The sequence below is a fragment of the Streptomyces himastatinicus ATCC 53653 genome, assembly GCF_000158915.1.
In the GTDB taxonomy this organism is placed as follows: domain Bacteria; phylum Actinomycetota; class Actinomycetes; order Streptomycetales; family Streptomycetaceae; genus Streptomyces; species Streptomyces himastatinicus.
Genome location: NZ_GG657754.1, coordinates 9,521,114 through 9,545,715, shown reverse-complemented (window position 1 = coordinate 9,545,715; position 24,602 = coordinate 9,521,114). Strand labels below are relative to the sequence as shown.

Annotated in this window: 22 protein-coding genes, 2 pseudogenes and 1 riboswitch; of the genes and pseudogenes, 8 read left to right on the top strand and 16 right to left on the bottom strand. The window is 71.8% G+C overall.

Going from position 1 to position 24,602, the window contains the following annotated elements; all coding sequences use genetic code 11:
- Positions 1-49: 49 nt before the first annotated feature.
- The 9 genes from SSOG_RS40345 to SSOG_RS40305 form a co-directional block, all read right to left on the bottom strand.
- Positions 50-1,171 carry a glycoside hydrolase family 53 protein gene (locus tag SSOG_RS40345; RefSeq protein WP_039939883.1) on the bottom strand — a complete coding sequence of 374 codons (1,122 nt, stop codon included), beginning with the start codon at positions 1,169-1,171 and terminating at the stop codon, positions 50-52.
- Entirely contained in the window at positions 1,168-3,573 is a 2,406-nt protein-coding gene (locus SSOG_RS40340; RefSeq protein ID WP_009720086.1) for a glycoside hydrolase family 44 protein, read from the bottom strand. Before SSOG_RS40340 ends, SSOG_RS40345 begins: the two co-directional genes overlap by 4 nt.
- 93 nt (positions 3,574-3,666) lie before the next feature.
- The gene (locus tag SSOG_RS40335) at positions 3,667-4,905 is read right to left on the bottom strand and encodes an FAD-dependent monooxygenase (protein WP_009720085.1); all 1,239 of its coding nucleotides are present in this window, start codon (positions 4,903-4,905) and stop codon (positions 3,667-3,669) included.
- Between the two features lie 36 nt (positions 4,906-4,941).
- Entirely contained in the window at positions 4,942-5,238 is a 297-nt protein-coding gene (gene catC / locus SSOG_RS40330; protein WP_039939881.1) for a muconolactone Delta-isomerase, read from the bottom strand.
- 6 nt (positions 5,239-5,244) lie between these two features.
- Positions 5,245-6,099, bottom strand: coding sequence for a catechol 1,2-dioxygenase (catA, locus tag SSOG_RS40325; RefSeq protein ID WP_009720083.1), 855 nt, complete (start codon positions 6,097-6,099; stop codon positions 5,245-5,247).
- Positions 6,100-6,161: 62 nt separating this feature from the next.
- On the bottom strand, positions 6,162-7,265 hold the full coding sequence (locus tag SSOG_RS40320) for a mandelate racemase/muconate lactonizing enzyme family protein (RefSeq protein ID WP_009720082.1): 1,104 nt from the start codon (positions 7,263-7,265) through the stop codon (positions 6,162-6,164).
- Positions 7,246-8,175 (bottom strand): LysR substrate-binding domain-containing protein, encoded by a 930-nt coding sequence (locus SSOG_RS40315; RefSeq protein ID WP_009720081.1) that lies wholly within the window; start codon positions 8,173-8,175, stop codon positions 7,246-7,248. Before SSOG_RS40315 ends, SSOG_RS40320 begins: the two co-directional genes overlap by 20 nt.
- 121 nt (positions 8,176-8,296) lie before the next feature.
- A complete protein-coding gene (locus SSOG_RS40310; protein ID WP_009720080.1) occupies positions 8,297-9,223 on the bottom strand; it encodes an SDR family oxidoreductase in 927 nt (308 codons plus the stop codon).
- A gap of 48 nt (positions 9,224-9,271) precedes the next feature.
- Positions 9,272-9,565 carry an RraA family protein gene (locus tag SSOG_RS40305; RefSeq protein ID WP_009720079.1) on the bottom strand — a complete coding sequence of 98 codons (294 nt, stop codon included), beginning with the start codon at positions 9,563-9,565 and terminating at the stop codon, positions 9,272-9,274.
- A gap of 59 nt (positions 9,566-9,624) precedes the next feature.
- Between SSOG_RS40305 and SSOG_RS56895 the strand changes: the two are divergent.
- The 3 genes and pseudogenes from SSOG_RS56895 to SSOG_RS40295 all read left to right on the top strand — a co-directional run.
- A pseudogene (locus SSOG_RS56895) lies at positions 9,625-10,197 on the top strand (lactonase family protein); the annotation flags it as partial.
- Positions 10,198-10,417: 220 nt separating this feature from the next.
- A pseudogene (locus SSOG_RS56890) lies at positions 10,418-10,723 on the top strand (lactonase family protein); the annotation flags it as partial.
- Between the two features lie 37 nt (positions 10,724-10,760).
- A complete protein-coding gene (locus tag SSOG_RS40295; protein WP_050800130.1) occupies positions 10,761-11,651 on the top strand; it encodes a GntR family transcriptional regulator in 891 nt (296 codons plus the stop codon).
- A gap of 10 nt (positions 11,652-11,661) precedes the next feature.
- Here SSOG_RS40295 and SSOG_RS55195 read toward each other — a convergent pair whose 3' ends face one another.
- Positions 11,662-12,204: an MFS transporter gene (locus tag SSOG_RS55195; RefSeq protein WP_281048213.1), complete on the bottom strand. Its 543-nt coding sequence runs from the start codon at positions 12,202-12,204 to the stop codon at positions 11,662-11,664.
- A gap of 20 nt (positions 12,205-12,224) precedes the next feature.
- A complete protein-coding gene (locus tag SSOG_RS55190) occupies positions 12,225-12,596 on the bottom strand; it encodes an MFS transporter (RefSeq protein WP_215490554.1) in 372 nt (123 codons plus the stop codon).
- Positions 12,597-12,703: 107 nt separating this feature from the next.
- Here SSOG_RS55190 and acnA point away from each other — a divergent pair, with 107 nt between their 5' ends.
- Both acnA and SSOG_RS40280 read left to right on the top strand, forming a co-directional pair.
- On the top strand, positions 12,704-15,361 hold the full coding sequence (acnA, locus tag SSOG_RS40285; protein WP_039939875.1) for an aconitate hydratase AcnA: 2,658 nt from the start codon (positions 12,704-12,706) through the stop codon (positions 15,359-15,361).
- Positions 15,362-15,401: 40 nt separating this feature from the next.
- Entirely contained in the window at positions 15,402-16,085 is a 684-nt protein-coding gene (locus SSOG_RS40280) for a GAF and ANTAR domain-containing protein (protein WP_039939871.1), read from the top strand.
- Between the two features lie 159 nt (positions 16,086-16,244).
- On the opposite strand, the gene SSOG_RS40275 is transcribed toward SSOG_RS40280, so the two are convergent.
- The 3 genes from SSOG_RS40275 to SSOG_RS40265 form a co-directional block, all read right to left on the bottom strand.
- Positions 16,245-18,221, bottom strand: a complete 1,977-nt coding sequence (locus tag SSOG_RS40275) for an aconitate hydratase (RefSeq protein ID WP_039939870.1) — start codon at positions 18,219-18,221, stop codon at positions 16,245-16,247.
- 134 nt (positions 18,222-18,355) lie between these two features.
- Positions 18,356-19,456: a Nickel transporter NicT gene (gene nicT, locus SSOG_RS40270; protein WP_208867426.1), complete on the bottom strand. Its 1,101-nt coding sequence runs from the start codon at positions 19,454-19,456 to the stop codon at positions 18,356-18,358.
- A 28-nt stretch (positions 19,457-19,484) separates the two neighbouring features.
- A riboswitch (cobalamin riboswitch) is annotated at positions 19,485-19,684 on the bottom strand.
- A 69-nt stretch (positions 19,685-19,753) separates the two neighbouring features.
- Positions 19,754-20,692 carry an EamA family transporter gene (locus tag SSOG_RS40265; RefSeq protein WP_009720071.1) on the bottom strand — a complete coding sequence of 313 codons (939 nt, stop codon included), beginning with the start codon at positions 20,690-20,692 and terminating at the stop codon, positions 19,754-19,756.
- A gap of 68 nt (positions 20,693-20,760) precedes the next feature.
- Between SSOG_RS40265 and SSOG_RS40260 the strand changes: the two genes are divergently transcribed.
- A complete protein-coding gene (locus SSOG_RS40260) occupies positions 20,761-21,615 on the top strand; it encodes a LysR family transcriptional regulator (protein WP_039939867.1) in 855 nt (284 codons plus the stop codon).
- 10 nt (positions 21,616-21,625) lie between these two features.
- On the opposite strand, the gene SSOG_RS54385 is transcribed toward SSOG_RS40260, so the two are convergent.
- Positions 21,626-21,781, bottom strand: coding sequence for a DUF6131 family protein (locus SSOG_RS54385; protein ID WP_086015830.1), 156 nt, complete (start codon positions 21,779-21,781; stop codon positions 21,626-21,628).
- Between the two features lie 153 nt (positions 21,782-21,934).
- Here SSOG_RS54385 and SSOG_RS40255 point away from each other — a divergent pair, with 153 nt between their 5' ends.
- Positions 21,935-23,485, top strand: coding sequence for a carboxylesterase/lipase family protein (locus tag SSOG_RS40255; protein WP_039939866.1), 1,551 nt, complete (start codon positions 21,935-21,937; stop codon positions 23,483-23,485).
- Here SSOG_RS40255 and SSOG_RS40250 read toward each other — a convergent pair.
- The gene (locus SSOG_RS40250; protein WP_106516539.1) at positions 23,478-23,909 is read right to left on the bottom strand and encodes a MarR family winged helix-turn-helix transcriptional regulator; all 432 of its coding nucleotides are present in this window, start codon (positions 23,907-23,909) and stop codon (positions 23,478-23,480) included. The two genes, SSOG_RS40255 and SSOG_RS40250, sit on opposite strands and share 8 nt — an antisense overlap.
- A 118-nt stretch (positions 23,910-24,027) precedes the next feature.
- Here SSOG_RS40250 and SSOG_RS40245 point away from each other — a divergent pair, with 118 nt between their 5' ends.
- Positions 24,028-24,492, top strand: a complete 465-nt coding sequence (locus tag SSOG_RS40245; protein ID WP_009720068.1) for a low molecular weight protein-tyrosine-phosphatase — start codon at positions 24,028-24,030, stop codon at positions 24,490-24,492.
- Positions 24,493-24,602: the final 110 nt, after the last annotated feature.

The following is a 24,602-nucleotide window of genomic DNA, read 5'->3' as shown; positions in this document are numbered from 1 at the left end:
GTGTACCCAGGTAATCGATCGTGTGTGCGATGACATGGATGTGAGGTGGCTATGAGGTCCACCGGATGTCCGGGTTCAGGTGGCCGGTCCAGTTGAAGACGGCCATGTTGTCCCAGCCGTCCCCGCTGTTGTTGATGTCGGCCGGGTCCCAGCCGTTGCCGGGGACCGCGTACCAGGTGGGCTCCCAGTAGAAGACACCGATCGCACCGGCGTTGCGGGCGGTGTTCTGGACGTCGGTGAAGTTGGCGGCCTGGCCGGTCCAGGTGAGCGGATAGCCCGAGCAGCCGGAGGTGACCGAGTTGCCGGTGCTGTCGGCGTTGGCCGTGGTGAAGGGGTACGCGGTCTCGGCGATGACGACGTCCTTGCCGTACCGGGACCGCATGTCGGCGGTGACGTCGTACAGGGTGGACAGCGAGCCGTGCCACATGCAGTAGTACGACAGCCCGGTGAGGTCCCAGCTGACGCCTTTCGCCTTGATCCCGTCGTAGAACCAGCGCGCGTGCGCGTCGCTGTCCGCGTTCGCGGTGTGGATGATCACCTGGGTGCCGCTGTTGCACGCCTTGGTGGCGTTGTAGCCCGCCTTCAGCAGCAGGCTGAGGTTGGTGAAGTCGTTGTTGACCACCTTGCCGTCGTTCCACAGCATGCCGACGTTGATCTCGTTGCCGATCTGCACGCTGTCCGGGGCGGTGCCCTGGGCCTTGAGGCTGTTGCAGACGTCGTACGTGTAGTTGTAGACGTCGGTCCGGAGCTGGCCGATGCCGTGGCTCGCCCAGGCCGCGGGCTTGTACTGCTTACCCGGGTCGGCCCAGGTGTCCGAGTAGTGGAAGTCGACCAGCAGCTTCAGGCCCTTGGCCCTGACCGTCTTGGCGTAGGCCAGCACCTTGGCCTTGTTGTTGTAGCCGCTGGCGGGGTTGTTCCAGACCCGCAGGCGGACGTAGTTGACGCCGGCGCCCTTGAGGATGTCGAGGGGGTCGGCGGCGTTGCCGGCCGCGTCGTAGTACTTGGCGCCGAGGTCGAGGGCGCGCTGCGCGGTCGACACATCGGCGCCGCGCATGCTGAGGGCGTTCACGGCGGACGCCTTGGCGGGCACCGTGAGCAGGGCCGCCGCCAGGGCGAGCACGGTGGCGAGCAGGGCGGCCCTGAGCGTGCGTCCGAAGGCGTACGCGGTCATCGTGTCCTCCTCCGGTCCGGCAACGCGTCCGGGCCGGGCGCATGGCCCACCGGTGGCGCGATGTGTGCGGCGGCCGCGGTGCCGGGGGCGGTGCACGGCTTGCCGTTCAGGGTGAAGTCCCGGGGTGCGGGATTGCCGCCGGTGTAGGAGCCGTTGAAGCCGATGGTGGTGGAGGAGCCGGTGGCCAGGGTGGCGTTCCAGCCCGCGTCCTTCACGGTGACCGCGGTGGCGTTCTGGCTCCAGGTCCCGTTCCAGCCCTGGGTGACCTTCTGGTTGCCGGTGAAGGAGAAGCCGAGCTGCCAGCCGTTCACGGTAGGGCCCTTGTTGGTGATGGTGACGGTGGCCGTGAAGCCGCTGCCCCAGTCGCTGCCCACCGCGTAGCCGACCGTGCAGGCGGACGCCGGGGCCCCGGCCGTGGTCACCCGCACCGGGGCCGAGGGCGGGGAGCTGCGGCCCGCGGTGTCCTTGGCCACGACGCGGAAGGTGTAGGCGGTGGCCGGGGACAGTCCGGTGACGGTGGTGCTCGTGGCGGGGGCGTCGACCGTGGCGACCGGGGCACCCGTGGTGTCACCGGAGTACACCTGGTAGCTCGCCACCGGGGACGATCCGGCGGTGGACGCGCCCCAGGTGAGGGTGGCCCGGTCGGAGGCGACGGCGGTGGCGGACGGGGTGCCGGGCGCGGTGGGCGGCTTCGCCTCGGAGGATCCGGCGGGCAGGACGTACTCGGTGATGGAGTAGGCCGGGAACGTGGCGGTGAAACCGCCGTCGGTCAGCGGCTGGTCGGCCAGGTGCTCGATCGCGGTGACATCGTCCTGGCCGTACCGGTAGACCTGCGCCGAGCCACCCGGCGCGCTGCTGCCGGTCACGGACACCGGGGCGGTCAGATCACCGGTGGTCTTGTTGACGACCATCACGGTCAGCGCCTTGTCACTGCTGCGCTCGGCCGCGTACACCGCGAGCTTGTCCTGGTCGGCGCTGGCGGCGCGGACCGCGGTGTCGCCGAAGGAGCCGCCGTTGCCGTCGTAGTTGCGGAACATGCGGAAGGCGAAGGCGCCTGGCTCGGTGGACGTGGGCGGATCCCACAGGGTGGCGAGGTCCAGCCCCTCCCGGCCGAAGATGCCGAGCACATCGGCCTGGGCGAGGGCCCCGTTGATGTGGTCGAGGGCGCCCCAGTTGTACTCGGTAATGGCGAGCTTGGTGCCCGGGTAGTTCTCGTCGACCAGGGAGCGCATGCGCGGGATGAACTGGACGGGCTGGTTGATCCAGCTCTCGTCCACATAACTCGGGTCCCACAGCTGCCGTGTGGAGCGCAGCCGCAGCTCCTGGGTGGCCGCGTCCACGCCGCCGCCGAACACCCCGGTCTGCTGGGGGTAGATGTGCTCGTCGAAGTAGTCCAGGATGCGGCGGCCGTGGCTCTGCTCGTACGCCTTCATCTGCTGGAGGTACCAGGGCGCGAACAGCTGCCCGCCGTGGGCCGCCCGGTCGGGCGGATTGGACCAGCAGTCGCCGCCCTTCTCGCTGCATGTCTTCTGGTCGAGGCCGGAGTAGACCAGGGAGTTGAAGCCCCAGCCGACCGGGCCGAGGGTCTGCGCCCCCGGGTCGGCGTCCTTGATGGCGGCGGCGGTGGCGTACGTGCTGTCGCGCATCTCGTCGTAGCCCGTGCCCTCCGGGTGGACGTCCCGGTGGGTGCTCCACCACAGGTCGGGCTCGTTGTCGAGGTTGTAGAAGCCGACCCCGCCGTCGTCCGCGCTGCCGTAGGTGCGCTTCAGGTACTCGACCCAGCCCTTGGTGAACTCCGGGCCCGCAGGGACGCTGGTTTCCTTCGGGTCGTTGCCGGTGACGTTGGTGCCGTCGCTCTTCACACCGTTGCCGCAGTCCGGGCGCCACTGGGCGTCATTCGCCTTCTGCGGCCCGTACTTGGCGATGCTGAAGCCGCAGGCGGCGTTGCGCGCCGCGGTCGTCCAGCCGCTCATCGGCACGGTCATCACGGTGTCGGTGCCGGTGCGGCGGTCCTGCTCGACGAACTTGTTGGCCTGCGAGCCGTCCGGGAGCTGGGCGGTGCCGTTCTCGTAGTACAGGTTCTCGAAGTACCAGTCGTGGCCCGCGTTGTACGCGTCGAGCTTGTAGTTGTAGCGGCTGGTGGCGTTGCCGCCCCAGCGCCGGACCGGCAGGCGCAGCTCCTCGGCCAGCGCCTCGTCGGCGAAGTTGATCCCGTAGATGTGCGGGTCGATGGCCTTGCGGCCGGTGGTGGTGTCGACGCTGAGGGCGGGGCCTTCCGCGGCGGCGGAGGAGGCGGCGGACCGCGCTCCCCCGTCGGGTAAGGCGCTCGCCTGCTGGGGACCGGCCAGGCCGGCGGCGGCCACCAGCAGCACCACGGCCGCGGGCGCGGCTCTTCGAGTCATGCGCTTGGGTCTCCTTCGGGGCGGCCGTGCTGAGGACGGGGAGAGATGGGAGCGCTCCCATCTTGCGCATGGTCAGTGAGCCCCGCGGGAGTGTCAACCGTCTCGACCGAACCGGCCCGCGCCGGTCGCCGTCTTGGCACGTCGTACGCCGCGTCCGGCACGTACGTCATACGCGTGGATCCAGCCGAAGTCCTCGGGCACGGTGGCCAGCTTGCGGTCGCGCCGCTCTGCGGCGGGCCCGTCGGGCAGATGCAGCAGGTCCGAGGTCACCCAGGAGCTGCGCTGCACCTGCCGGGTGCGGACGCGGCGCAGCCGCTCGTAACGGCTCAGCGCGGAGCCGTAATTCCCCGGTCCGCCCGCCTCGGCCAGGCAGTCCGCCAGGGTGGCGGCGTCCTCGATGGTCTGGTTGGCGCCCTGCCCGTGGTGGGGCAGCATCGCGTGCGCGGCGTCCCCGAGCAGTACGGCGCGGCCGCGGGTCCAGCTGCGCAGCGGGTCCTGGCCGAACAGGGCCCACCGGTCGCTCTGCGGCGCCCCGGTGACCATTTCGGCCATCGCCGGATGCCATCCGTCGAAGGCGGCGGTGAGTTCACCCGGAGCGGCCTCGGCGCGCCAGGAATCGGCGGTCCACCGGGCGGGTCCGCGGACCACGGCGAGGAAGTTGATCGTGCCCTGCCGGTCGATCGGGTAGTGCAGGACGTGTGCGCCCGGCCCCATCCAGAACTGGATGGCACCCGGATCGGGCAGCGAGGGCACCCGTTCGGCGGGGACCAGGCCCCGGAAGCCGCTGGTGCCCGAGTACGCGGCGGGTTCACCGGCGTGCACCCAGCGGCGGACCGCGGAGTGGACGCCGTCGGCGCCGACGACGAGGTCGAAGCGGCCCTCGCCGGGGCCTTCGTCCAGCTCCAGGCGCATGCCGTCGCGCTCCTCGGCCAGACCGCGCACCCGCGCTCCGAGGTGCAGCCCGTCCTGGCCCCACGCGGTGCTCAGGAGGGTCTGGAACACCGCCCGGTGCACACCGCGGTAGGCGGCGCCATATTGCTCGCGGTACGCGCTGCCGACCGGGTGCGCGGCCACCCGGTGGCCGTCGCGCCAGTGGCGGTAGACCAGTTCGGTGGGGACCGCGGAGCTTTCCGCGAGTGCGGAGCCGAGGCCGAGTTCGTCCAGCAGCCGCGTGGCGTTGGCGGACAGTGCCACCGCAGCGCCGGTCTCCTTCAGCTCCTCCGCCCGTTCGAAGATCTCGGCGTCGATGCCGCGCTGCCGCAGGAAGAGCCCGAGGGTCAGCCCTCCGATCCCCGCTCCCACGATCGCCACGCGCGGTTCAGCCGTCGTCATGGTGTCCGTCTCCGTTTCCTTCGATTGTCCTGCCGGTCACACCCCGGTGCCCTCGGCCGCCAGGTCGGACGGGTGCTGGGCCAGGGGTGTGACGTCGATCGTCATATAAGGGAAGAGGGGCAGGTTCCACAGGATGCGGTGAAGCTCCTCGTTGTCCTCGACGTCGAAGACGCTGAGGTTGGCGTACTGCCCGACGCACCGCCAGATGTGGACCCAGGTGCCCGCCTTCTGGAGGTCGTGGCAGTACGCCTTCTCACGCGCCACCAGGTCAGCGCGCACCTCGGGGTCGAGGTCGCGCGGCAGGTCGACGTCCATCCGTACCGCGAACAGCACCGCGCATCACGCCTTGTCGAGGACGAAGTCGTAGGTGACCTCGCGGCCGCCGCCGTCCGCCGCGGGGCCGGGATCGAGGATGAGTTCGGGCTTCACGGCCTGGGCGATGTCGTCCGCGACATGGCTGCCGCCCTTGAAGTACAGCTGGGTGGTGACGAGTTGGTGGCCGGGCGCCGACACCTTCAGGTGGAGGTGTGCGGGACGCCAGGCGTGCCAGCCCGCGGCGGCGATGAGCTGTCCGCAGGAGCCGTCGGTGGGGATCTGGTAGGGCGCGGGTTCGATGGTGCGGATCCCGAAGTGGCCCTGGGCGTCGGCGACGACGGTGCCGCGCAGGTTCCACTCGGGCAGGCCCGGGGCGAACTGGGAGTAGTAGCCGTCGTTGTCGGCGTGCCACATCTCGATCACGGCGCCCGGCAGCGGGGTGCCGAGCGCGGTGGTGACCTGGCCCTGGAAGAGCAGCGGGGTGCCCTCCTCGCCGTCGCGCATGGGCAGAGTGGCCTCGGCGGGCAGGCTCGGGGCGCCGGGGACGTAGTACGGGCCCTCGATGGTGCCCTTGCTGCCCTCGCGGTTCTCGCTCGCGACCTCCTCCACGACGTGTTCGACCCACACGTCCAGGAACAGCGGCCATTCGCCGTCCTCGCCGACCTGGATCAGCCACGCCTTGAGCGCGTCGTACTCGGCGTAGCTCAGCTTGTGGCGGCGGATGATGTCGTGGGTGGCGGCGAGAAGTTCGGAGACCAGGGTGTCCACACGTGCGGTGTCGGCCCCGGCCGCGCCGGTGTGCCCCTTGGTGCGGAACCGCTCGGTGGCGGCGGCCCCGGACGCGGCCGCCGTGGCCTGCTCGGTGCTGATGTCGGTCATGATGGCGTTCCTTGTCCCTAGGTCGTTTCGGTGGTCGTGTCGGTGGTCGTGCCCGCGGCCGTTCAGCGGTCCTGGCGGTAGCGGGCCAGCTTGGCGGGGTCGACGTCGACCCCGAGCCCGGCGCCCTCGCGGATGCGCAGGGTGCCGCCCTCGATGGTCAGCGGCTCGGCGAGGAGGTCGTCTTCCATGTCGAGGAAGTTCGACAGTTCGCCCGGGTACCGGGAGGCCGTCCGGTGGGCGGCGCCGAAGGCGACCGCGCACAGCGTGCCGATCTGGCCGTCGATCTGGTTGCCCATGACCACCTCGACACCCAGCCCCTCGCACTGGTGCAGCACGCGCTGGGAGGCGGTGAACCCGGTGCGGGCGGTCTTGATGCTGATGGCGGTGGCGGATCCGCCGAGGAGTTCCCGGGTGACCTCGGCGGCCCGGGTGGCGCTCTCGTCGGCGATGAAGGGGACGGGGCTCTGGGCGACCAGCCAGCGCCGTCCCAGCACATCGTCGGCGGGGCAGAGTTCCTCGGCGAAGGTCAGGCCGAGGTCGGCCATCTCCCGCAGGGCGCGCGCCGACTCGGACGCGGTCCAGCCGCGGTTGCCGTCGATGTACAGCCCGGCGTCCGGGCCGAGGGCCTCGCGCAGCGCCCGGCAGGCGTCGACGTCGGCGCGGTAGGGCTGCCGTCCGACCTTCACCTTGAACGTGGTGATGCCGTACGTGTCCCGGATCCGCAGCGCCTCGGCCACCATCTCGTCCGTGGGCGCGAACCCGACCATGTGGCTGACCCGCATCCGGTCGGTATAGCCCCCGAGCAGGCCGGACACCGGCATGCCCGCGGCCTGGCCGAGGATGTCCCACAGCGCCATGTCGACGGCGGCCTTGGCGGCCGGGTTGCCGACGGTGCGGTCGAGCTTGTCGTGGACCGCCTCGCGTTCCAGCGGTGTCAGGCCCAGGATCTGGGGCGCGAAGATCTTGTCGATCACCGCCACGATCGACTCCTGGGTCTCCCCGTAGGTGTACGGCCGGGGCGGCGCCTCGGCGGTCCCCATGAGGCCCTCGTCCGTGTGCACGCGGACCAGCACGTGGTCGGCGGTGTGGACCTCGCCGCTCGCGAACCTCAGGGGCTTCGTGTAGGGGATGGCGAAGGGGATGGCCTCAACCTTGACGATCTTCAATGCCGCTCTCCTCCGAGTCTCCTTCGAGGAACACGTCGTTCTGCTCCAGCGCCTTCAGGAGGTTGCGCAGCAGCGGTGTGTCGTCGTCCTCGCGCCAGGCGAGGTCCAGGCGGACGCACAGCGCGTCCTCGATCTCCTTGCACACCACTCCCTCGCGCGGTGCGGACCGGATCGAGTCCGGCAGCACGGCGACGCCGAGCCCCGCCGCGACCAGCGCCAGGGCGGCCGAGGTCTCGGTGACCTCGTACGCGCGGTGCGGGTAGAAGCCGGAGGCGAGACAGCTGCGGACCACCGCGTCGCCCACGACGGAGCCGAGCGCGGCCGCGTACATGATGAAGTTCTCGTGGCGCAGCTGCTCCACCCGGACGGTGTCCGCCTCGCCGAGCCAGTGCCCCTCGGGGACGGCGGCCACCAGGGGTTCGGTGGCGATGGGGCGGTGGACGATGCCCTCCTGCCGCACCGGCGGACGCAGCACGGCGACGTCGAGACGCCGTTCGGTCAGCCCCGCTTCCTGGGCGGGCGTGAGCATGTCGGTGTGCACCTCCAGGATCACCTGCGGCAGCTCGCGCTTCACCAGCCGGGCCAGCACGGGCAGTTGACGGTACGAGGCGGAGCCCGTCAGGCCGATCCGGAGCACGCCCTCCACACCGGAGGCGAACCGCCCGACCCGGGCCACCGCCTCGTCGACGGCCGTGAGGATCCGTTCCACATCGGTACGGAACACCTCACCGGCCCCGGTCAGGGCGACCTGCCGGGTGGTGCGGGCGAACAGCTCCACCCCCAGCTCCGCCTCCAGCCGCCGGATCGCCTGGGACAGCGGGGGCTGGGCCATGTGCAGCCGCTCCGCGGCCCTCCCGAAATGGCGGGTCTCGGCGACGGCCGCGAAATACCGGAGCTGCCTGAGTTCCATCGGAAACTCCCCTCGAACGCGCCTCAGCGTAGGCAACGTGTCCCATACACCACAAATACCTGGTCACAGGGTATTGAGACGTGGGAGATATCAATAGAGGGGTGTCGACGCGGGGAGCGGGTCAGCCCGCGCTCCAGACGTCGGGCCGGGACCCGTCGATGTCGGTGAATCCGTACTCCCCGGCGAGCCGGGCGGAGCTGACGGACCGCTGGTTCCATCGGGCCCGGCCGGGGTCGGCGGCCAGCGCGGCGACGGCACGGCCGACATAGCGCGGCGACTCGGAGGAGGCGAAGGACCGGGGAGCGGTCGGGAGGCCCTCGGCCCGGTCCGGGAGCAGCGCGTCACGCCAGTTCTCCTCGCGGACCCCGTAGGCGTCGAGCATCATTTCCGAGCGCAGCCAGCCGGGTGTGAGGGCGACGGCCGTCGCCCCGTGGGGCGCCAGCTCATGGCCCTGGGAGAAGGCCAGCCGGTTGACCGCGGTCTTGACCAGGTCGTAGAAGACCGAGATCCGGTAGCGCTCCGCGTTGTACGCGGCGGTGCCGTCGGTCATCTCGACGAGCAGTCCGCCCGGCTTCCCGATCAGGAGCGGCAGCAGATGGTGCGAGGTGATCAGGTGGGTGTCGAGACCGAGCCGGAGGATGCGCAGACCGGCGTCGAGATCGTGCTCCCAGACGGGGGTGTTCCAGTCCGCGGGCCCGCCCTTGAGCCGTTCGGCACCCCAGATGTCGTTGACCAGCACGTCGATGCCGCCGTGGTCGTGGCGGACGCGCCGCGCCAGGCGCCGGACCTGCTCGGGGTCGAGGTGGTCGGTCTGTACGGCGATGCCGGTGCCGCCGAGCCGGGTGACGAGTTCGGCCGTCTCCTCGATGGTCTCGGGCCGGTCGTAGTCCGATCCGCCCGAGCCCGTGACGCTGCTGCGCCCCGTACAGATGACGGTGGCACCGGCCTCGCCCAGCGCGGTGGCGATGCCGCGGCCCGCGCCACGCGTCGCCCCCGCGACGACGGCGACCCGCCCGCGCAGCGCCTCGTGGTCCGGTGACCAGCTCACCCGGCGAGTGTCGCACGCACGCCGGAGCGCGCGGTGGCGAAAACGCCATCAGCCGGTCGGCAGGAGCACGACTCCGTCCTGATCGGCGTGGAGGATGTCGCCGGGGGTGAAGGTGACGCCGCCGAAGGACACGGCCACGTCGACCGCGCCGCGCCCGGCCTTCCCGCTCTTGCGCGGGATGGTGCCGAGGGCCTGGACACCGACCCGCACCTCCGCGAGGGCCACGCTGTCGCGGATGGCTCCGTGCAGGACGAGGCCCGCCCACCCGTTCGCCTCCGCCCGGTTGGCCATGATGTCCCCGACGAGGGCGGTGCCCAGCGAGGCGCCGCCGTCGACCACCACGACGGCACCCTCACCGGGGGTGCGCAGGAGTTCGTGCAGCAGCGAGATCGGCGGTTGCCGTGGCTACGGTTCTCACCATTGCATCAAAGCACAGATTGATACAATCTGTCAGGGTGAACATCAGTGAGAACACCGTCGCCTACGTGGGGTCGCGGACGACGCCCGCGCGCAACGGGCAGGGCAAGGGCATCGAGGTCTACGACATCGGCCCCGGCGCCCCCGACGCGGACCGCTGGACGCTGCTCCAGACCGTCGAGCTGGACAACCCGACGTTCCTGGCCGTCGACCACACCCGGCGGTATCTGTACGCGGTGCACGGCGACCTCAGTCACGTCAGCGCCTTCCGCATCGAGCCCGGTACCGGACGGCTCGGCGACCTGGGCAGCCAGGAGACGGGCGGCCGCAATCCGGCGCACCTCGCGGTGGACCCCTCGAACCGGTTCCTGGTGGTCGCCAACCACTCCTCGGGCAGCGTGGCGAGCCTGCCGCTACGGGAGGACGGCCGCCTCGGGCCGGTCACGGACCTGCTGCTCCTGCCCGGCGAGCCGGGCCCGCACCGGGCGGAGCAGACCGGCGCCAAGCCGCACCATGTGCCCTTCGCCCCGGACGGGCGTTTCCTCGCCGTGCCGGGCAAGGGGCTGGACCGCGTCTTCACCCTGGCCCTGGACGCCACGCCCGGGAAGCTGTCACCTATCGGTGGGACGCCGTCCGGGGTGCGCTGGAGGGCGTACAGACCCTGCCCAGTACGCCGCCTTCGGCAGTCGGGGACAGCCGTGGCGGTGAGATCGCGGTCAGCCCGACGGGCGGTTCGTCTACGCCTCCAACCGTGGCGGCGCCGGGGACAGCACCCCTGGGGGCCCGGAGCCCGACACCATCGGCGCCTTCGCCGTCTCGGCGGCGGACGGAACGCTGCGGCCCGTGGAGTGGCAGTCCACCGGGGGCATCCGCCCGCGGTTCTTCTGCTTCGGTCCGGACGGCCGGCGGCTCTTCGCCGCCAACGAGCGCAGCCACACCATCACCACGTTCGACGTGGACGCGGACAGCGGGGCGCTCCGTCCGTCGGGTGGGGCGCTGGCCACGGGATCGCCCGTGTGCATCGTGTTCTCGCGGCCGCCGAGCGATCCGTCCGGGACCCCCGCCGCGGAACTCCTAGGATGAAGTGTCCTCGTCCACCACACGAAGAGCGCAGGGGCTGATGTCGCGGCCGAATCTGACCACCTCGATCGCCACCCGCTTGGTGGACCTGATCCGCCACAGCGGTCTCGCGGAAGGCGCCCACGTCACCGAGCAGTGGGCGGCGGACGCGCTGGAGGTCTCGCGCACCCCCGTCCGCAAGGCCATGGTCTTCCTCACCGAGGTCGGCATCCTCAACCGGGTCCCGAACCGCGGTTTCTTCCTCGCCCGCGGCGCGGACACCCTGACCCGGCCCGATCTGTCCGAGGACACGGACGTCGAGCAGGACGCGTACTTCCAGATCGCCGACGACTACGTCGGCGGCCGTTTCACCGGCTCGTTCACCGCCGCCGACATCAGCCGCCGCTACCGTCTGACGCCGCGCCAGGCCGACCGGGTGCTGGCCCGGATGGACGGCGAGGACCTGGTGCGCCGCCGGGCCGGTGGCCGTGGCTGGGAGTTCCAGCACGTGCTCACCACCGTCGAGGCGCACGACCAGAGTTACCGCTTTCGGATGATCATCGAGCCCGCGGCGCTGCTGGAGCCCGGCTTCGCCGTGGACACCGAGGCGTTCGGGCGCCACCGGCGGCAGCAGGAGGCGCTGCTGCGCGGTGACATCCTGCTGCTGCCCCGGGCCGAACTGTTCCAGGTCAACGCCTCGTTCCACGAGATGCTGGTGGGCTGCTCGGGGAACCAGTTCCTGCTGGACGCCGTACGCCGCCAGAACCGGCTGCGCCGTCTGATCGAGTACCGCCACCAGGTCGACCGCTCCCGGCTGACCCACCAGGCCCGCGAGCATCTGCACCTGCTGGACCTGGTGGAAGGCGGCGGCATCGAGGAGGCGTCGGCCTTCCTCCAGGACCATCTGAACAAGGTCCGGTCCCTCAAGACCGGGCTCGGCCCGGAGGCTTAGGGGGTGTCCCTCAGGCGCGCAGCGTGGGCCGGGGCGCCTCGTCGGACACCCGCGGCTCGGCCGGTGGCCTGGAGCTGACGCGGACGGCGAAGGTGCGGACGCAGGCCACGGCGGTGAGGCCACCGAGGAACATCAGCCCGCCGGTGGCGCTCCCGGTGGAGTCCTTGGCCCAGCCGATGGCGTAAGGACCGAAGAAGCCACCGAGGTTGCCGATGGAGTTGACCACGGCGACCGCCACGGCCGCGGTGGAGCGGGTGAGGAACAGCGTGGGGAGCGCCCAGAAGGGCGACTTGAAGCTGTACATGCCGGTCAGCGAGAGGGCGATCAGACACATGCCCAGCACCGGCGAGTGCACGAAGCCCGCGGCGCACAGGGCGACGGCGGCCAGTGCCAGCGGGATCGCGGAGTGGAGTTTGCGCTCCGCCAGGCGGTCCGAGCGCCGCGACCACCACACCATGCCGACGGCGGCGAGCACATAGGGCGCGGCGCCGAGCGTGCTGAGCTTTTTCGCCTGGGCGTTGCCCTGCTGTTCCTTGTCGAGTTCGGCGGTCAGCCACTGCCGCTGCCGCTCGGTCAGCCATTTGGCGTCGGCCGGACGCTCGGCTTCCTGCGGAACCAGTAGGTCAGATAGACCACGATGCCGGGGAAGAATCCGGCTTCGGCCACGCCGAGCAGGAAGCGCATGCGGGCGATCCAGCGGCGGGCGCCAGGGGGGGCACCCCCTGCTCGAGCGAAGCCGAGAGCTTGGGGGAGGGCGAGGGCGAGGTTGCTGGGCACCTCGAAGAGGAAGTAGCCCCAGAAGAACAGCCCGGCGGCCAGGCCGAACGCCTGGCTGCTGAGGCCGAGTTCCTTGTTCATCTCCAGGGCGGCGAAGCCGATGTTCGCGGTCGAGCGGTGTCGAGCGGTTGTATCAATGAGCGGCTTGAGACAATATTGAGCGAGCATTCCGCCGCGTCAAGGGAACGAAGCCAGGTTTTGAGTTCCTTGACGTTCCGATTGCCACCGCCCGATGCCACCGCGCCGGTGTCGCTCCGCCTACGACAGCAGGGACCATGAACGCTGACCGCACCGCCGTGCTCACCGTGGACGGCCACTCGTACCGCTACCAGCCCCTGGACCGCGTCCTGCCGCGCACGGAGCTGGACACCCTCCCCTACGCGGTGCGCGTCCTGCTGGAGAACGTCGCCCGGCGCGCCCCCGGCGCCCTGGCGGAGGTGGCGGGCCGGGCCCGGGCGGGCGGCGGGACCTGCGAGGTGCCGGTGAACCCGAACCGGATCATGCTGCACGACACCACATGTCTGCCGGCGCTGGCCGACTTCGCGGCCATGCGGGACAGCCTCGCGGAACTGGGCGGCCGGCCCGAGCTGCTCCAGCCCGCCATCCCGGTCGACCTCACCGTGGACCACTCCGTCATCGTCGAGGAGTACGGCCACGCGGACGCCGTCGAGCGCAATCTGCTGATCGACTTCCGCCGCAACCGGGAACGCTACGAGTTCGTCAAATGGGCCGAGCACAGCGTGCGCAACTTCCGGGTCGTTCCGCCCGGCACCGGAATCATCCACCAGGTCAACATGGAGGCCCTGGCCCGGGTCGTCTGGCAGCAGGAGGCCGACGACGACGGCCCGCCGTGGCTGTACCCGGACGTGCTCGTCGCGACCGACAGCCACACCCCGATGATCAACGCCCTGGGCGTCGTCGGCTGGGGTGTCGGCGGTCTGGAGGGTCAGGCGGCCATGCTGGGCGAGCCGGTCACCATCCCGTACCCGACGGTGGTGGGCGTCCGGCTGACCGGCCGGCTGCGGCCCGGCGTCGGCGCCACCGACCTCGCCCTCACCCTGACCGAGCGCCTGCGCGCCCGGGGTGTGGTGGACGCGTTCGTGGAATTCTGCGGCACCGGCGTCACGACGCTGGGCTGGGCGGAACGCGCCGCGGTCGCCAACATGGCCCCCGAGTACGGAGCCACCTGCGTGTTCTTTCCGTACGACGACGAAACCGCCGCGTATCTGCGGCTCAGCGGGCGGGACGAGGCCCATGTCCGGCTGGTCGACGCCTATCTGACGGCCCAGGGCCTCAAACGCACCGAGGACCGGCCCGAACCCCGCTACGACGATGTCATCGACCTCGACCTCGGCACGGTGGAGCCCAGCATGGCCGGGCCGAACCTCCCCCACCAGCGGCTGTCGCTGTCACGGGTGCCCGCGTCGTACCGCACGGCGGCGAAGGCCACGGCGGTGGAGACGGCCCCGGCCACGGAGACCGGGGACGCCTTCGGCGAACCGCTGCCCGAGGGCCCGGTGGCCATCGCGTCGATCACCAGCTGTACCAACACCGCCAACCCGGCGCTCATGGTGCAGGCGGGGCTGCTCGCCGAGCGGGCCGCCGAGGCCGGGCTGACCGCCAAGCCCTGGGTGAAGACGTCCCTCTCCCCCGGTTCGCGGGTCGTCGAGGAGTATCTGCGGTCGGCCGGGCTGCTGCCCGCCCTGGAGAAGACCGGCTTCCACATCGTCGGCTTCGGCTGCATGACCTGCATCGGCAACTCCGGACCGCTGCACCCGGCGATGGAACACCTCGCCGAACAGGACGCGATCGAGCCCGTCGCCGTCCTGTCCGGCAACCGCAACTTCGCGGGCCGGGTCAATCCCCGCACCCCCCTGTCCTATCTGGCCTCCCCGCCCCTGGTCGTCGCCTACGCCCTGGCGGGCTCGATCCTCCACGACTTCGACCGCGACCCGCTCGGCACCACCCCCGACGGCCGTCCCGTGCGCCTCGACGACCTCTGGCCCACCGACGAGGAGGTGAGCGCCCGCATCGCCGAACACGTCCGCCCCGAGCTGTTCCGGGAGAACGCCGCCCGCCTCCACCACGGCACCGACGCCTGGCGGGGCGTCGAGGCGCCGGGCAGCACCCGCTTCCCCTGGAGCCCCGAGTCGACGTACGTCCGCCGCCCGCCGCATCTGACCGGTCTGGCGGCCACCGCCCCGGACCTCATCACCCTGGGCCGGGCGAAGGTGCTGCTGCACCTCGGCGACGACGTCACCACCGACCACATCTCCCCCGCGGGCCGGATCCCCGCCGACAGCGCGGCGGGCCACTGGCTGGCCGAACGCCGGGTGGCCCGCCGCGACCTCAACCAGTACTCCACCCGCCGCAGCAACCACGAGGTCATGCTGCGCGGCGCCTTCACCAACCCGGCGGTGACCAACCTGCTGCCCGGCACCCGGACCGGTGCGGGCGCGCACACGTACACGGCCGACCGCACCCGCGTCCTGCCGGTGTACGAGGCCGCGCCCACCTACCGCGACGCGGGCTACGACCTGGTGGTCGTCGCGGGCCGCAACTACGGTGCCGGTTCCAGCCGCGACTGGGCGGCCAAGGCCCAGGCCCTGCTGGGGGTGCGCGCGGTCGTCGCCGAGTCGTACGAGCGCATCCACCGCAGCAACCTGATCGGCATGGGCGTCCTGCCGCTGGAGTTCACCGAGGGCGACAGCGCCTCGGCCCACGCGCTCACCGGAGAAGAGGACCTGTCCTTCGAAGGACTCGGCGAGCTGCGCGTCGGGACCAACCGGGTGATCATGCACCTCCACGGAGGTGACGATCACCACACCACGGCGGAACTGCGGCTGCGCATCCACTCCCGGCAGGAACTCGCCTACCTGCGCCACGGCGGGATTCTGCCCTACGTGGTCCGCCGCTCCCTCCAGGGCCCATGATGGCCCTGCGGGCGGATGACGTCGAAGAGAGACGGTGTGCATGGACTGGGAGAGCTTCGCGGAGCAGCTGGCCGTGATGGCGCGGGACCTGCTGGCGCAGGACTCGGTGGACGGGACGCTGGAGCGGATCACCGAATGCGCCGTGGAGATCGTCGAGGGGTGCGACGCGGCCGGAATCCTGGTCCTCCATGGAAAGCGGGTGGAAACCCTGGCCCCGACCGACGGGCTGGTGGTCCGCTCCGACCAGTTGCAGGAGCGGACCGGTGAGGGCCCGTGTTTCGACGCCGCGCTCCGCAGCGAGCCCGTCTACCGGATCAAGGACTTCTCCGAGCCGCAGGAGCGGTGGCCCGAGTTCGGGAGCCGGGCCCGCGAAATGGGCGTCGGGAGCATGATGGGGTTCCTGCTCTATACGAGGGAAGAGGAACTCGGTTCGCTGAATCTCTATTCGCGGAGCGCGGGCGTCTTCACCAAGGGCAGTGAGACGGCGGGATGGCTGCTGGCCTCGCACGCCGCGGTCGCGTTCTCCAGCGCCCGCACCGCCGACCAGCTCCAGCAGGCGCTCTCCACCCGGCACACCATCGGCGAGGCCATGGGCATCCTCATGGAGCGCCTCAAGATCAGCGAGGACGACGCCTTCAGCGTGCTGCGGCGGGTGTCCCAGGAACGCAACATCAAGCTGCGGGACATCGCCCGGCAGGTGTGTGAGAGCGGCGGCATCGACTGACCGCCGTACGGCTGAGAGGGCGGCTCCACCGGCCCGCATTCTGGACCGGAAGAGCCTGGCCATCCCGTTCCCCCGGGGGACTCGCGGACAGCGTGGGCGGCGAGTACCCACCGCCCCGACCCGTATGCATGCACGCCGGGCCCGATCAGTGACGACCGGTCAGCGGGCCAGGGCCGGGATGATGCCGCCCGCGAGGATCGCCTCGCACTGCCGCGGGGAGAGCCGGTGGCGCAGCAGGTATTCCTCGTCCCGGGTGACGTTGCGCACCCGGAGCGTCGGATCGTCCGTCCGGGCGAGGGCCGCGTGCAGACCGGGCAGCCGCAGCCGGTCGTCGGTCCCGATGCGCTCGTAGTCGCCGGGGTCGTCGAATTCGAGGGCGAGGACGCCGAAGTTGGCGAGGTTCTGCCAGTGGATGCGGGCGTACGACTTGGCGATGACCGCCCGTAGTCCGAGGTACCGCGGGGTGATGGCGGCGTGTTCACGGGACGAGCCCTGGCCGTAGTTCTCCCCGGCGACGATGAGGTGTCCGGTGTCGTCCCGGACCGACGCGGCACGCCGGGGGTAGTCGGGGTCCAGCCGGGTCAGGGTGAACTCGGCCAGCTTCGGGATGTTGGACCGGTAGGGCAGGGCCTTCGCCCCGGCCGGGGAGATCTCGTCGGTCGAGACGTCGTCACCGGCCTTGAGGAGCACCGGGCCTTCCAGGGTGTCGGGCAGCGGATCGAGATCGGGCAGCGCGGAGATGTTGGGGCCGCGGCGCAGCTGGACGCGGCGGGCCTCGTCCGGCGGCAGCGGCGGCTCCAGCATGGCGTCGTTGACCGACGCCGGTGCGGGGGCGGCCGGTGCGGGCGGGGACGCCGACAGGCGGTCGGCCCAGTCGCGCGGATCCGTGATGACGCCGGTCAGCGCGGAGGCCGTGGCGGTCTCCGGTGAGCACAGCCACACCGCGTCGTCCTCGGTGCCGGAGCGGCCGGGGAAGTTGCGCGGGAACGTACGCAGCGAATTGCGCCCCGCCGCCGGGGCCTGGCCCATGCCGATGCAGCCCAGACAGCCCGACTGGTGGATGCGGCCACCGGCGGCAATGAGGTCGAACGTGGCACCGGACCGCGTCAGGTCCTGGAGGATCTCGCGGGAGGTCGGGTTGATGTCGAAGCTCACCTCGGGCGCCGTCTGCCGCCCCGCCACCATGGCCGCCGGTACGGCGAAGTCGCGGAACCCGGGGTTGGCGGAGGAGCCGAGGACCGCTTGCCCGATGGGCTCCCCGGCGGCCTCCCGGACCGGCACGACGTTTCCCGGGGAGGTGGGGCGTGCGATCAGCGGCTCCAGGGACGACAGGTCGATCTCCTCGTCGAGGTCGTAACGGACGTCCTCGTCCGCGACGATCTCCACGTAGTCCTCGCCCCGCCCCACCCCCGCCAGGAATTCGCGCACCGCCCCGTCGGAGGGGAAGACGGTGGTGGTGGCGCCGAGTTCCGCTCCCATGTTCGCGATGACGTGCCGGTCCATGGCGGTCAGGGAGGCCAGGCCGGGCCCGTGGTACTCCAGTACGCGGTGGACGCCGCCCTGCACCCCGTGACGGCGCAGCATCTCCAGGATCACGTCCTTGGCACTGACCCACGGCGGCAGTTCCCCGGTCAACCGGATGCCCCAGATCCTCGGCATGGTGAGGTGGAGCGGCCGTCCGGCCATGGCGAGGGCGACTTCCAGGCCGCCGGTGCCGATCGCCAGCATGCCCAGGGAGCCGCCCGCGCAGGTGTGGGAGTCGGATCCGGCGAGCGTTCTGCCGGGGGCGCCGAAGTGCTGCATATGCGTCGGGTGGGAGACACCGTTGCCGGGTTTGGAGAACCACAGGCCGAAGCGGCGGGCGGCCGAGCGCAGGAAGAGATGGTCCTCGGCGTTGCGCTCGTCGGCCTGGAGGATGTTGTGGTCGACGTACTGGACGCTGACCTGCGTACGGACCCGGTCCAGCGCCAGCGCCTCCAGCTCCTGCATCACCAGGGTGCCGGTGGCGTCCTGGGTGAGCGTCTGGTCCACGCGCAGCGCGATCTCCTCCCCCGGCTCCATGCGGCCGGACACGAGGTGGTCGCCGATCAGCCGCTGCGTCACGGTGCCGTGTGCGTGGCCATGGGGCAGACCCATAGCGTTACCGCCTTCCCGGTGCGGCGCGGCCGGACGGTCCGGGCGCCACCATGCGGGTTCCCGTTCCGCGGCCGCCATGCCGGGCGCGCCCCGGCACAGTCACCCGGACGGGCGTCCCGGCCCCGGGCCCGGAGTCAGCCGCCGTCGGCGTCCGCGGCGGCCGGGGCGGGGCGGACGGCCCAGCGCTGTTCGACCTTGGCGATCCGCCAGTAGGCCAGCGCCGCGGCCCACACCACGACGAACAGGCCGACGATGACGAACCCGACGTTGTCCAGGTTCAGCCCGGAGATCCAGCCGGTGACGGCGTCCCGCAGGGCGAGCTTGTCGTGGAGGACACCGACCAGCTCGATGGTGCCGATGAGGAAGGCCACCGCGATCGACAGACCGGTGATGGCCAGGTTGTAGAACACCTTGCGCACGGGGTTGGAGAACGCCCACTGGTAGGCGAAGTTCATGAAGGTGCCGTCGAGGGTGTCGAACAGGCTCATCCCGGCGGCGAACAGCAGCGGCAGGCACAGGATGGCGTACCAGGGCAGTCCAGCGGCGGCGCCGCTCCCCGCCATCACCATCAGCGTGACCTCGGTGGCGGTGTCGAAGCCGAGCCCGAAGAGGAAGCCGAGCGGGTACATCTGGCCGGGCCGGGTGATGGACTTCGTGAAGCGGCCCAGGACGCGGTTCATGAAGCCGCGCGAGTCCAGGTGCGCCTCCAGCTCCGACTCGTCGAACTGACCGGCGCGCATCGCCCGGAACACCCGCAGGATGCCCAGCAGGGCGACCAGGTTGAGCGCGGCGATGAGGTAGAGGAAGGTCCCGGACACGGTGGTGCCGATGATCCCGAGGACCCGGTGGGTGCCGGAGTCCTCGTTCACCAGGGTGCCCGCCAGCTGCGTACCCCCGGCGACCAGCGCGGCCAGCAGCACCACGACGCTGGAGTGGCCGAGCGCGAACCAGAAACCCACCGACACCGGCCGCTTGCCGTCGGCCATCAGCTTGCGGGTGGTGTTGTCGATGGCGGCGATGTGGTCGGCGTCGAAGGCGTGCCGCATGCCCAGGGTGTACGCGGTGATCCCGAGGCCGACGCCGAACGTCTTGGCGCCCGCCTCGTAGTGCTGCGGTACGACGACCAGGAAGAGCAGACCGAAGGCGACGGCGTGCAGGGCGACGATCACCGCCAGCAGCCCGGCGGTCCGGACGGTGTCCTCGCGCCGCCATGCGAATGCGGTGGGCAGGGTCATGCGGTCACGCTCCAGCACCTCGTGGATCACTTCGTGAGATGCCGCGGCCGGTCTCCTGGCTGACGGGTCGACGCGACCGCCCCTGCCTTCCCGGCCGCGCGAGGCGGCCAGTGGCTCCGCGGCCCGGTCCTGCGGCCGCGGAACGGGACGAGAACTCCCCGATCACAGTGGCGAGGGCCGCTCCGGCTTCACACCGGCTTCCCGAACACCACGGCGCGGCAACTCTAGGCGGCACCCCGCAAAACCGGCAAGTGAGGCGCTTTCAGCAACGGCTACGCGGGCGAGGTTCAGCAGTGGTCACGCGCGGGAGGTGAGGATGCTGAGCGCGTTGGCCGCGACGATGGCGCTGATGCTCGCCCACTCGGTCCACCCCAGGCCCTGGCCGAGCAGGATCCATCCGACGACGGCGGCGAGGACCGGGTTGACGCTCATGAAGAGCCCGAAGGTCTGGGCGGGTACGCGGCGCAGCGTGAACAGGTCGGCGAGGTAGGGCACGGCGGAGGAGAGGACACCGGCGGCGATGGCGTAACCGGCGGCCCCCGCGGTCGGCGGGTGCTGGACGGCGATGGCGATCCCCACGGGCAGGAACAGCACCGCGGAGACCGCGGCGGCGGCCGCCGACCCCTGCGCCCCGGGGACGCGGCGGCCGACGGTGCGGTTGAGCAGGATGTACGACGCCCAGCAGGCGGCGGCCAGCAGCCCGAGGCCGAGGCCCAGGTAGTCGGTGGAGGGCTGGGGACGCATCAGGGTGACCACGCCCGCCAGGGCGACCAGCGCACAGCACGCGTCCGTACGGCGGTGGGAGGCGGACAGCGCGATGGTGAGCGGGCCGAGGAACTCCAGGGTCACCGCGAGCCCGAGTCCGATGCGGTCGATGGCGCTGTACAGGGACAGGTTCATCGCGCCGAAGACCAGGGCCAGCAGCAGCACCGGCCACCACTGCTGTTTGGTGAAGGACCGCAGGCGGGGGCGGCCGACGGCCAGCAGGGCGATGGCCGCGACGTACTGCCGTACCGCGACGACACCGGAGGCTCCGAGCACGGGAAAGGCGAGGGAGCCGATCGCGGCGCCGGTCTGGTTGGACAGGCCGCTGCCGGCCATGGTGAGCACAGCCGCCAGCGAGTGCCCGGACGGTTTCCGGCCCGGGGCGTCCGGCAGGTCAGGGCCGGTGCGGTGTGACGTGGCGGTCGGCTGGGCGGGGGCAGGAGCGGAAGCGGGGGCGTGGGCTGCGTCCATACCCCGATCGTGCGGACGCGCGACCGTTGCGCAAAATGCGTTGGACGCCGTACCTATACGCTTGGGTTATGGATGTGGAGCTACGGCAGTTGCGCTGTCTCGTCGCGATCGTGGACGAGGGAACCTTCACCGATGCCGCGATCGCGCTCGGGGTCTCCCAGGCGGCCGTGTCCCGCACGCTGGCCTCGCTCGAACGCGCCCTCGGGGTGCGCCTGTTGCGGCGTACCTCCCGGACGGTGACCCCGACCGGCACCGGGCTTCGGGTGGTGGCACAGGCCCGGCGGGTGCTCGGGGAGGTGGACCATCTGGTGCGGGAGGCCACGTCGGGTCATACGCGGCTGCGGATCGGCTACGCGTGGTCGGCGCTGGGCAGTCACACCCCCGCCTTCCAGCGCCGCTGGGCCGCCGCCCATCCGGAGACCGATCTCCACCTCGTCCGCGTCAACGCCACCACCGCCGGTCTGGCGGAGGGGGCCTGCGACCTGGCCGTACTGCGCAGGCCACTGGAGGACCAGCGCTTCGACTCGGCCATCGTGGGGCTGGAACGGCGGCTGTGCGCGATGGCGGCGGACGACGCCCTGGCCCGGCGCCGCTCCATCCGGCTCGCCGACATCAGCGACCGCACGCTATTGGTCGACCGGCGGACCGGCACCACCACCCCCGAGCTGTGGCCGCCCGGCTCCCGCCCGGACACCGAGGAGACCCATGACGTCGACGACTGGCTCAATCTGATCTCCACGGGCCGCTGCGTGGGGATGACGGCGGAGTCGACCGCGCACCAGTATCCGCGGCCCGGCATCGTGTACCGGCCGGTGCGCGACGCCGAGCCGATCGCGGTGCGGCTGGGCTGGTGGCGGGACGATCCGCATCCCGCGGGGCAGGCGGTGATCGAGCTGATCACCGCCCTGTACCGCACGGGGTGAGCCCGCGTCTCTAGTAGAAGTGCCGGCGTCCGGCGACCGCGTGTCCTGCGGCGCCCAGGGCCCACAGGACCGCCCCGATGACGAGCAGGACGATGCCGATCGTCCACAGAACGGAGATGCCGGTCAGCAGACCGATGATGAGGAGAATGATCCCGAGGACAATCATGGCGTCCTCCGATCTCTCGGGAGAGCTCCACCTCCACTATCCGCCTCTTCCGCCTGCCGCGCCAAGTGCGTCGCACCCCCGCCGGGAGAATCCGTGCGCGGCTCGGGCATCGTGGCTCCAGACGTGTTCACCAGGAACCGTGAGGAGTCATCGATGACGACAGCCGAGTCCAGCGAGTCGGCAACCGGGTCCGCCGAGCCCGTGGTGCGTGCCGCCGCCGGTGCGGTGCGCGGCCGCCGGGAGGGCGGTCTGGCCGTGTTCCGCGGCATCCCGTTCGCCGAGCCGCCGGTGGGCGACGCGCGGTTCCAGGCGCCGCGCCCCGTGCGCGCCTGGGAGGGCACGCGGGACGCGTACGCCTTCGGGCCGCCGCCCCCGCAGGAGTCGGGGTTCATGAGCCGCGCCGGGGTCCTGGAGGCGCCGACGGGCGACGACTGGCTGACGGTCAACGTGTGGACGCCCGAGCCGGACCCGGCCGCCCGCCGCCCCGTGATGGTGTGGATCTACGGCGGCGCCTACAAGCTCGGCCACTCCGGCAGCCCCGGCTACGACGCCCGGCGCATCGCCCGTGACGGCGACGTCGTCGTGGTCACCCTCAACTACCGGGTCGGCATCGAGGGCTTCGCCCAGATCGACGGGGCGCCCGCCAACCGCGGTCTGCTCGACCAGGTCGCGGCCCTGGAATGGGTGCGGGAGAACATCGCGGCGTTCGGCGGCGACCCCGGCCGGGTCACCGTCTTCGGGGAGTCGGCCGGAGCCGGGTCGGTCGCCTCGCTGCTGGCCATGCCGAGCGCGGCTGGGCTGTTCCGGCGCGCCATCGCGCAGAGCGTGCCGGGCACGTACTTCTCCGGCGAGCTGGCCCGGGACATCGCGGGCGCCCTCGCCGCCGAGGCGGGTCTGCGGCCGACGGCCGCCGATCTGTCCACGGTGGATCCGCGCCGGCTGCCCTCCGCGGGCGAGGCGCTGGGCCCGAAGATGCGCCAGTACCAGGAGCGCTGGGGGCAGGTCGTGCACACCCTGACCCCCTTCGCGCCGGTCGTGGACGGCGAGGTGCTGCCGACCACCCCGTGGCAGGCGCTGGCGGCGGGCTCGGCCCGCGACGTGGAGCTGATCGCCGGGCACAACCGCGACGAGTACCGGCTGTTCCTCGCCCTCGGCGAGCAGCTCGGGCTGGCGGGCGAGGAGGAAGCGGCGGCCGCGCTGCGCGCGTTCGCGCCGGGCCCGGACGGGGAACGGGCCTATCGCGCCGCCTTCCCCGACGCCTCGCCCGCCGAACTCCACGAACGGGTCCAGTCCGACTGGCTGTTCCACATGCCCTCGCTGCGGCTGGCCGAGGCCCAGGTGGCCGGGGGAGGCCGGGCGCACGTGTACGAGCTGACCTGGCCCGCCCCGGCGGGCGGCGGCGTCATGGGCGCCTGCCACGGCCTGGACATACCGCTGCTGTTCGGCACCTTCGACGCCGACCTCGGCCTGCTGCTGTTCGACGGCTCCGGCCCCTCGCCGGAGGCCGAGGCCCTGTCGTCCCGCTTCCGCACGGCCTGGACCGGGTTCGCGACGACGGGCGACCCGGGCTGGCCCGCGTACGACCCGGACCGCCGCCTGACCCAGGTCTTCGACGCGGAACCCGAGATCACCGCCTACCCGGAGGAGGTCTCCCGGCTCCTCTGGCAGGACCACACCTTCCCGGCCCTGCCGCTGCTCAGCTGAGGCTTTCGGCGCGCTGGACGTTGGCGACCATCGTGCGCAGCACCTTCAGGGCGGCCACGTACTCCTCGTCGCCGACGCCCTCGTGGACGGCGGCGCGCAGTTCGGTGACGAGGGCACGCAGCGTCACGCGGGCGGCCTCACCCGCGTCGGTGAGGTGCAGGCGGTCGCCGGCGTCGGCGTGGAGCCAGCCGCGGTGCAGCAACTGGTCGAGGACGCGGGGGATCTCGTACGGGCCGTCCGCGAGAGGTGTCAGTTGGGCCGCCACCTCCTCGCGGCTCGGCGCGGCGGGCCAGGAGTGCACGCAGTTGAGCACCCAGTACTGCGGCTGGGTGACGTCGATCCTGGCCATCGCGTCGCGCAGATGCCGGGTGACGGTGGTGTGGGCCAGGCCGGTCCAGTAGCCGACGGGCTGGCTCGCCAGCATGTCGTCGGTGGCGGCGGGACCGGCCGAGGCCTGGCTACCGTCCGGCGCACGGCGGGAACGCGGCCCGCGTCCCGCCCCGTCCCCCGGCGCCGGGGGATACGGCCCTACGCTGGGGGCCGTGCACATCTGCTTTGTCTGTAGCGGGAACATCTGCCGCTCACCGTCCGCCGCGCTGGTCTTCGCCGAGCATCTGCGCCGCGCGGGGCTCGACGGCGCGGTACGGGTCACCAGTGCCGGTATCGGGCCCTGGCACGTCGGCGAGGCCGTCGACGAACGGGCCGGTGAGGTGCTGGTCCGGCGCGGCTATCCGGTCGAGCACGTCGCGGCCCAGGTCGGCGCCGAGCATCTGGACGCCGACCTGTTCCTGGCGATGGACGGCGGCCACGAGCGGGCGCTGCGCCGCCTGGTCGACGACCCGTCGCGGGTCCGGATGCTGCGGTCCTTCGACCCGCACGCGACGGGCGACCTGGACGTACCCGATCCGTACTACGGCGGCCCGAAGGGATTCGACACGGTGCTGGACATGATCGAAGCCGCGACGCCCGGCCTGCTCGCCTGGGCGCGCGAGCGCGTGGACGCATGACCGCCGCTCCGGACCCGGCCGGAACCGGCGAAGGCCCGGGCGCGGCGGCGGCCCGCCTCACCGGGCGCCCGGTGACCGGCGAGCGCGCGATGTCCGGGGCGCTCGCCGAA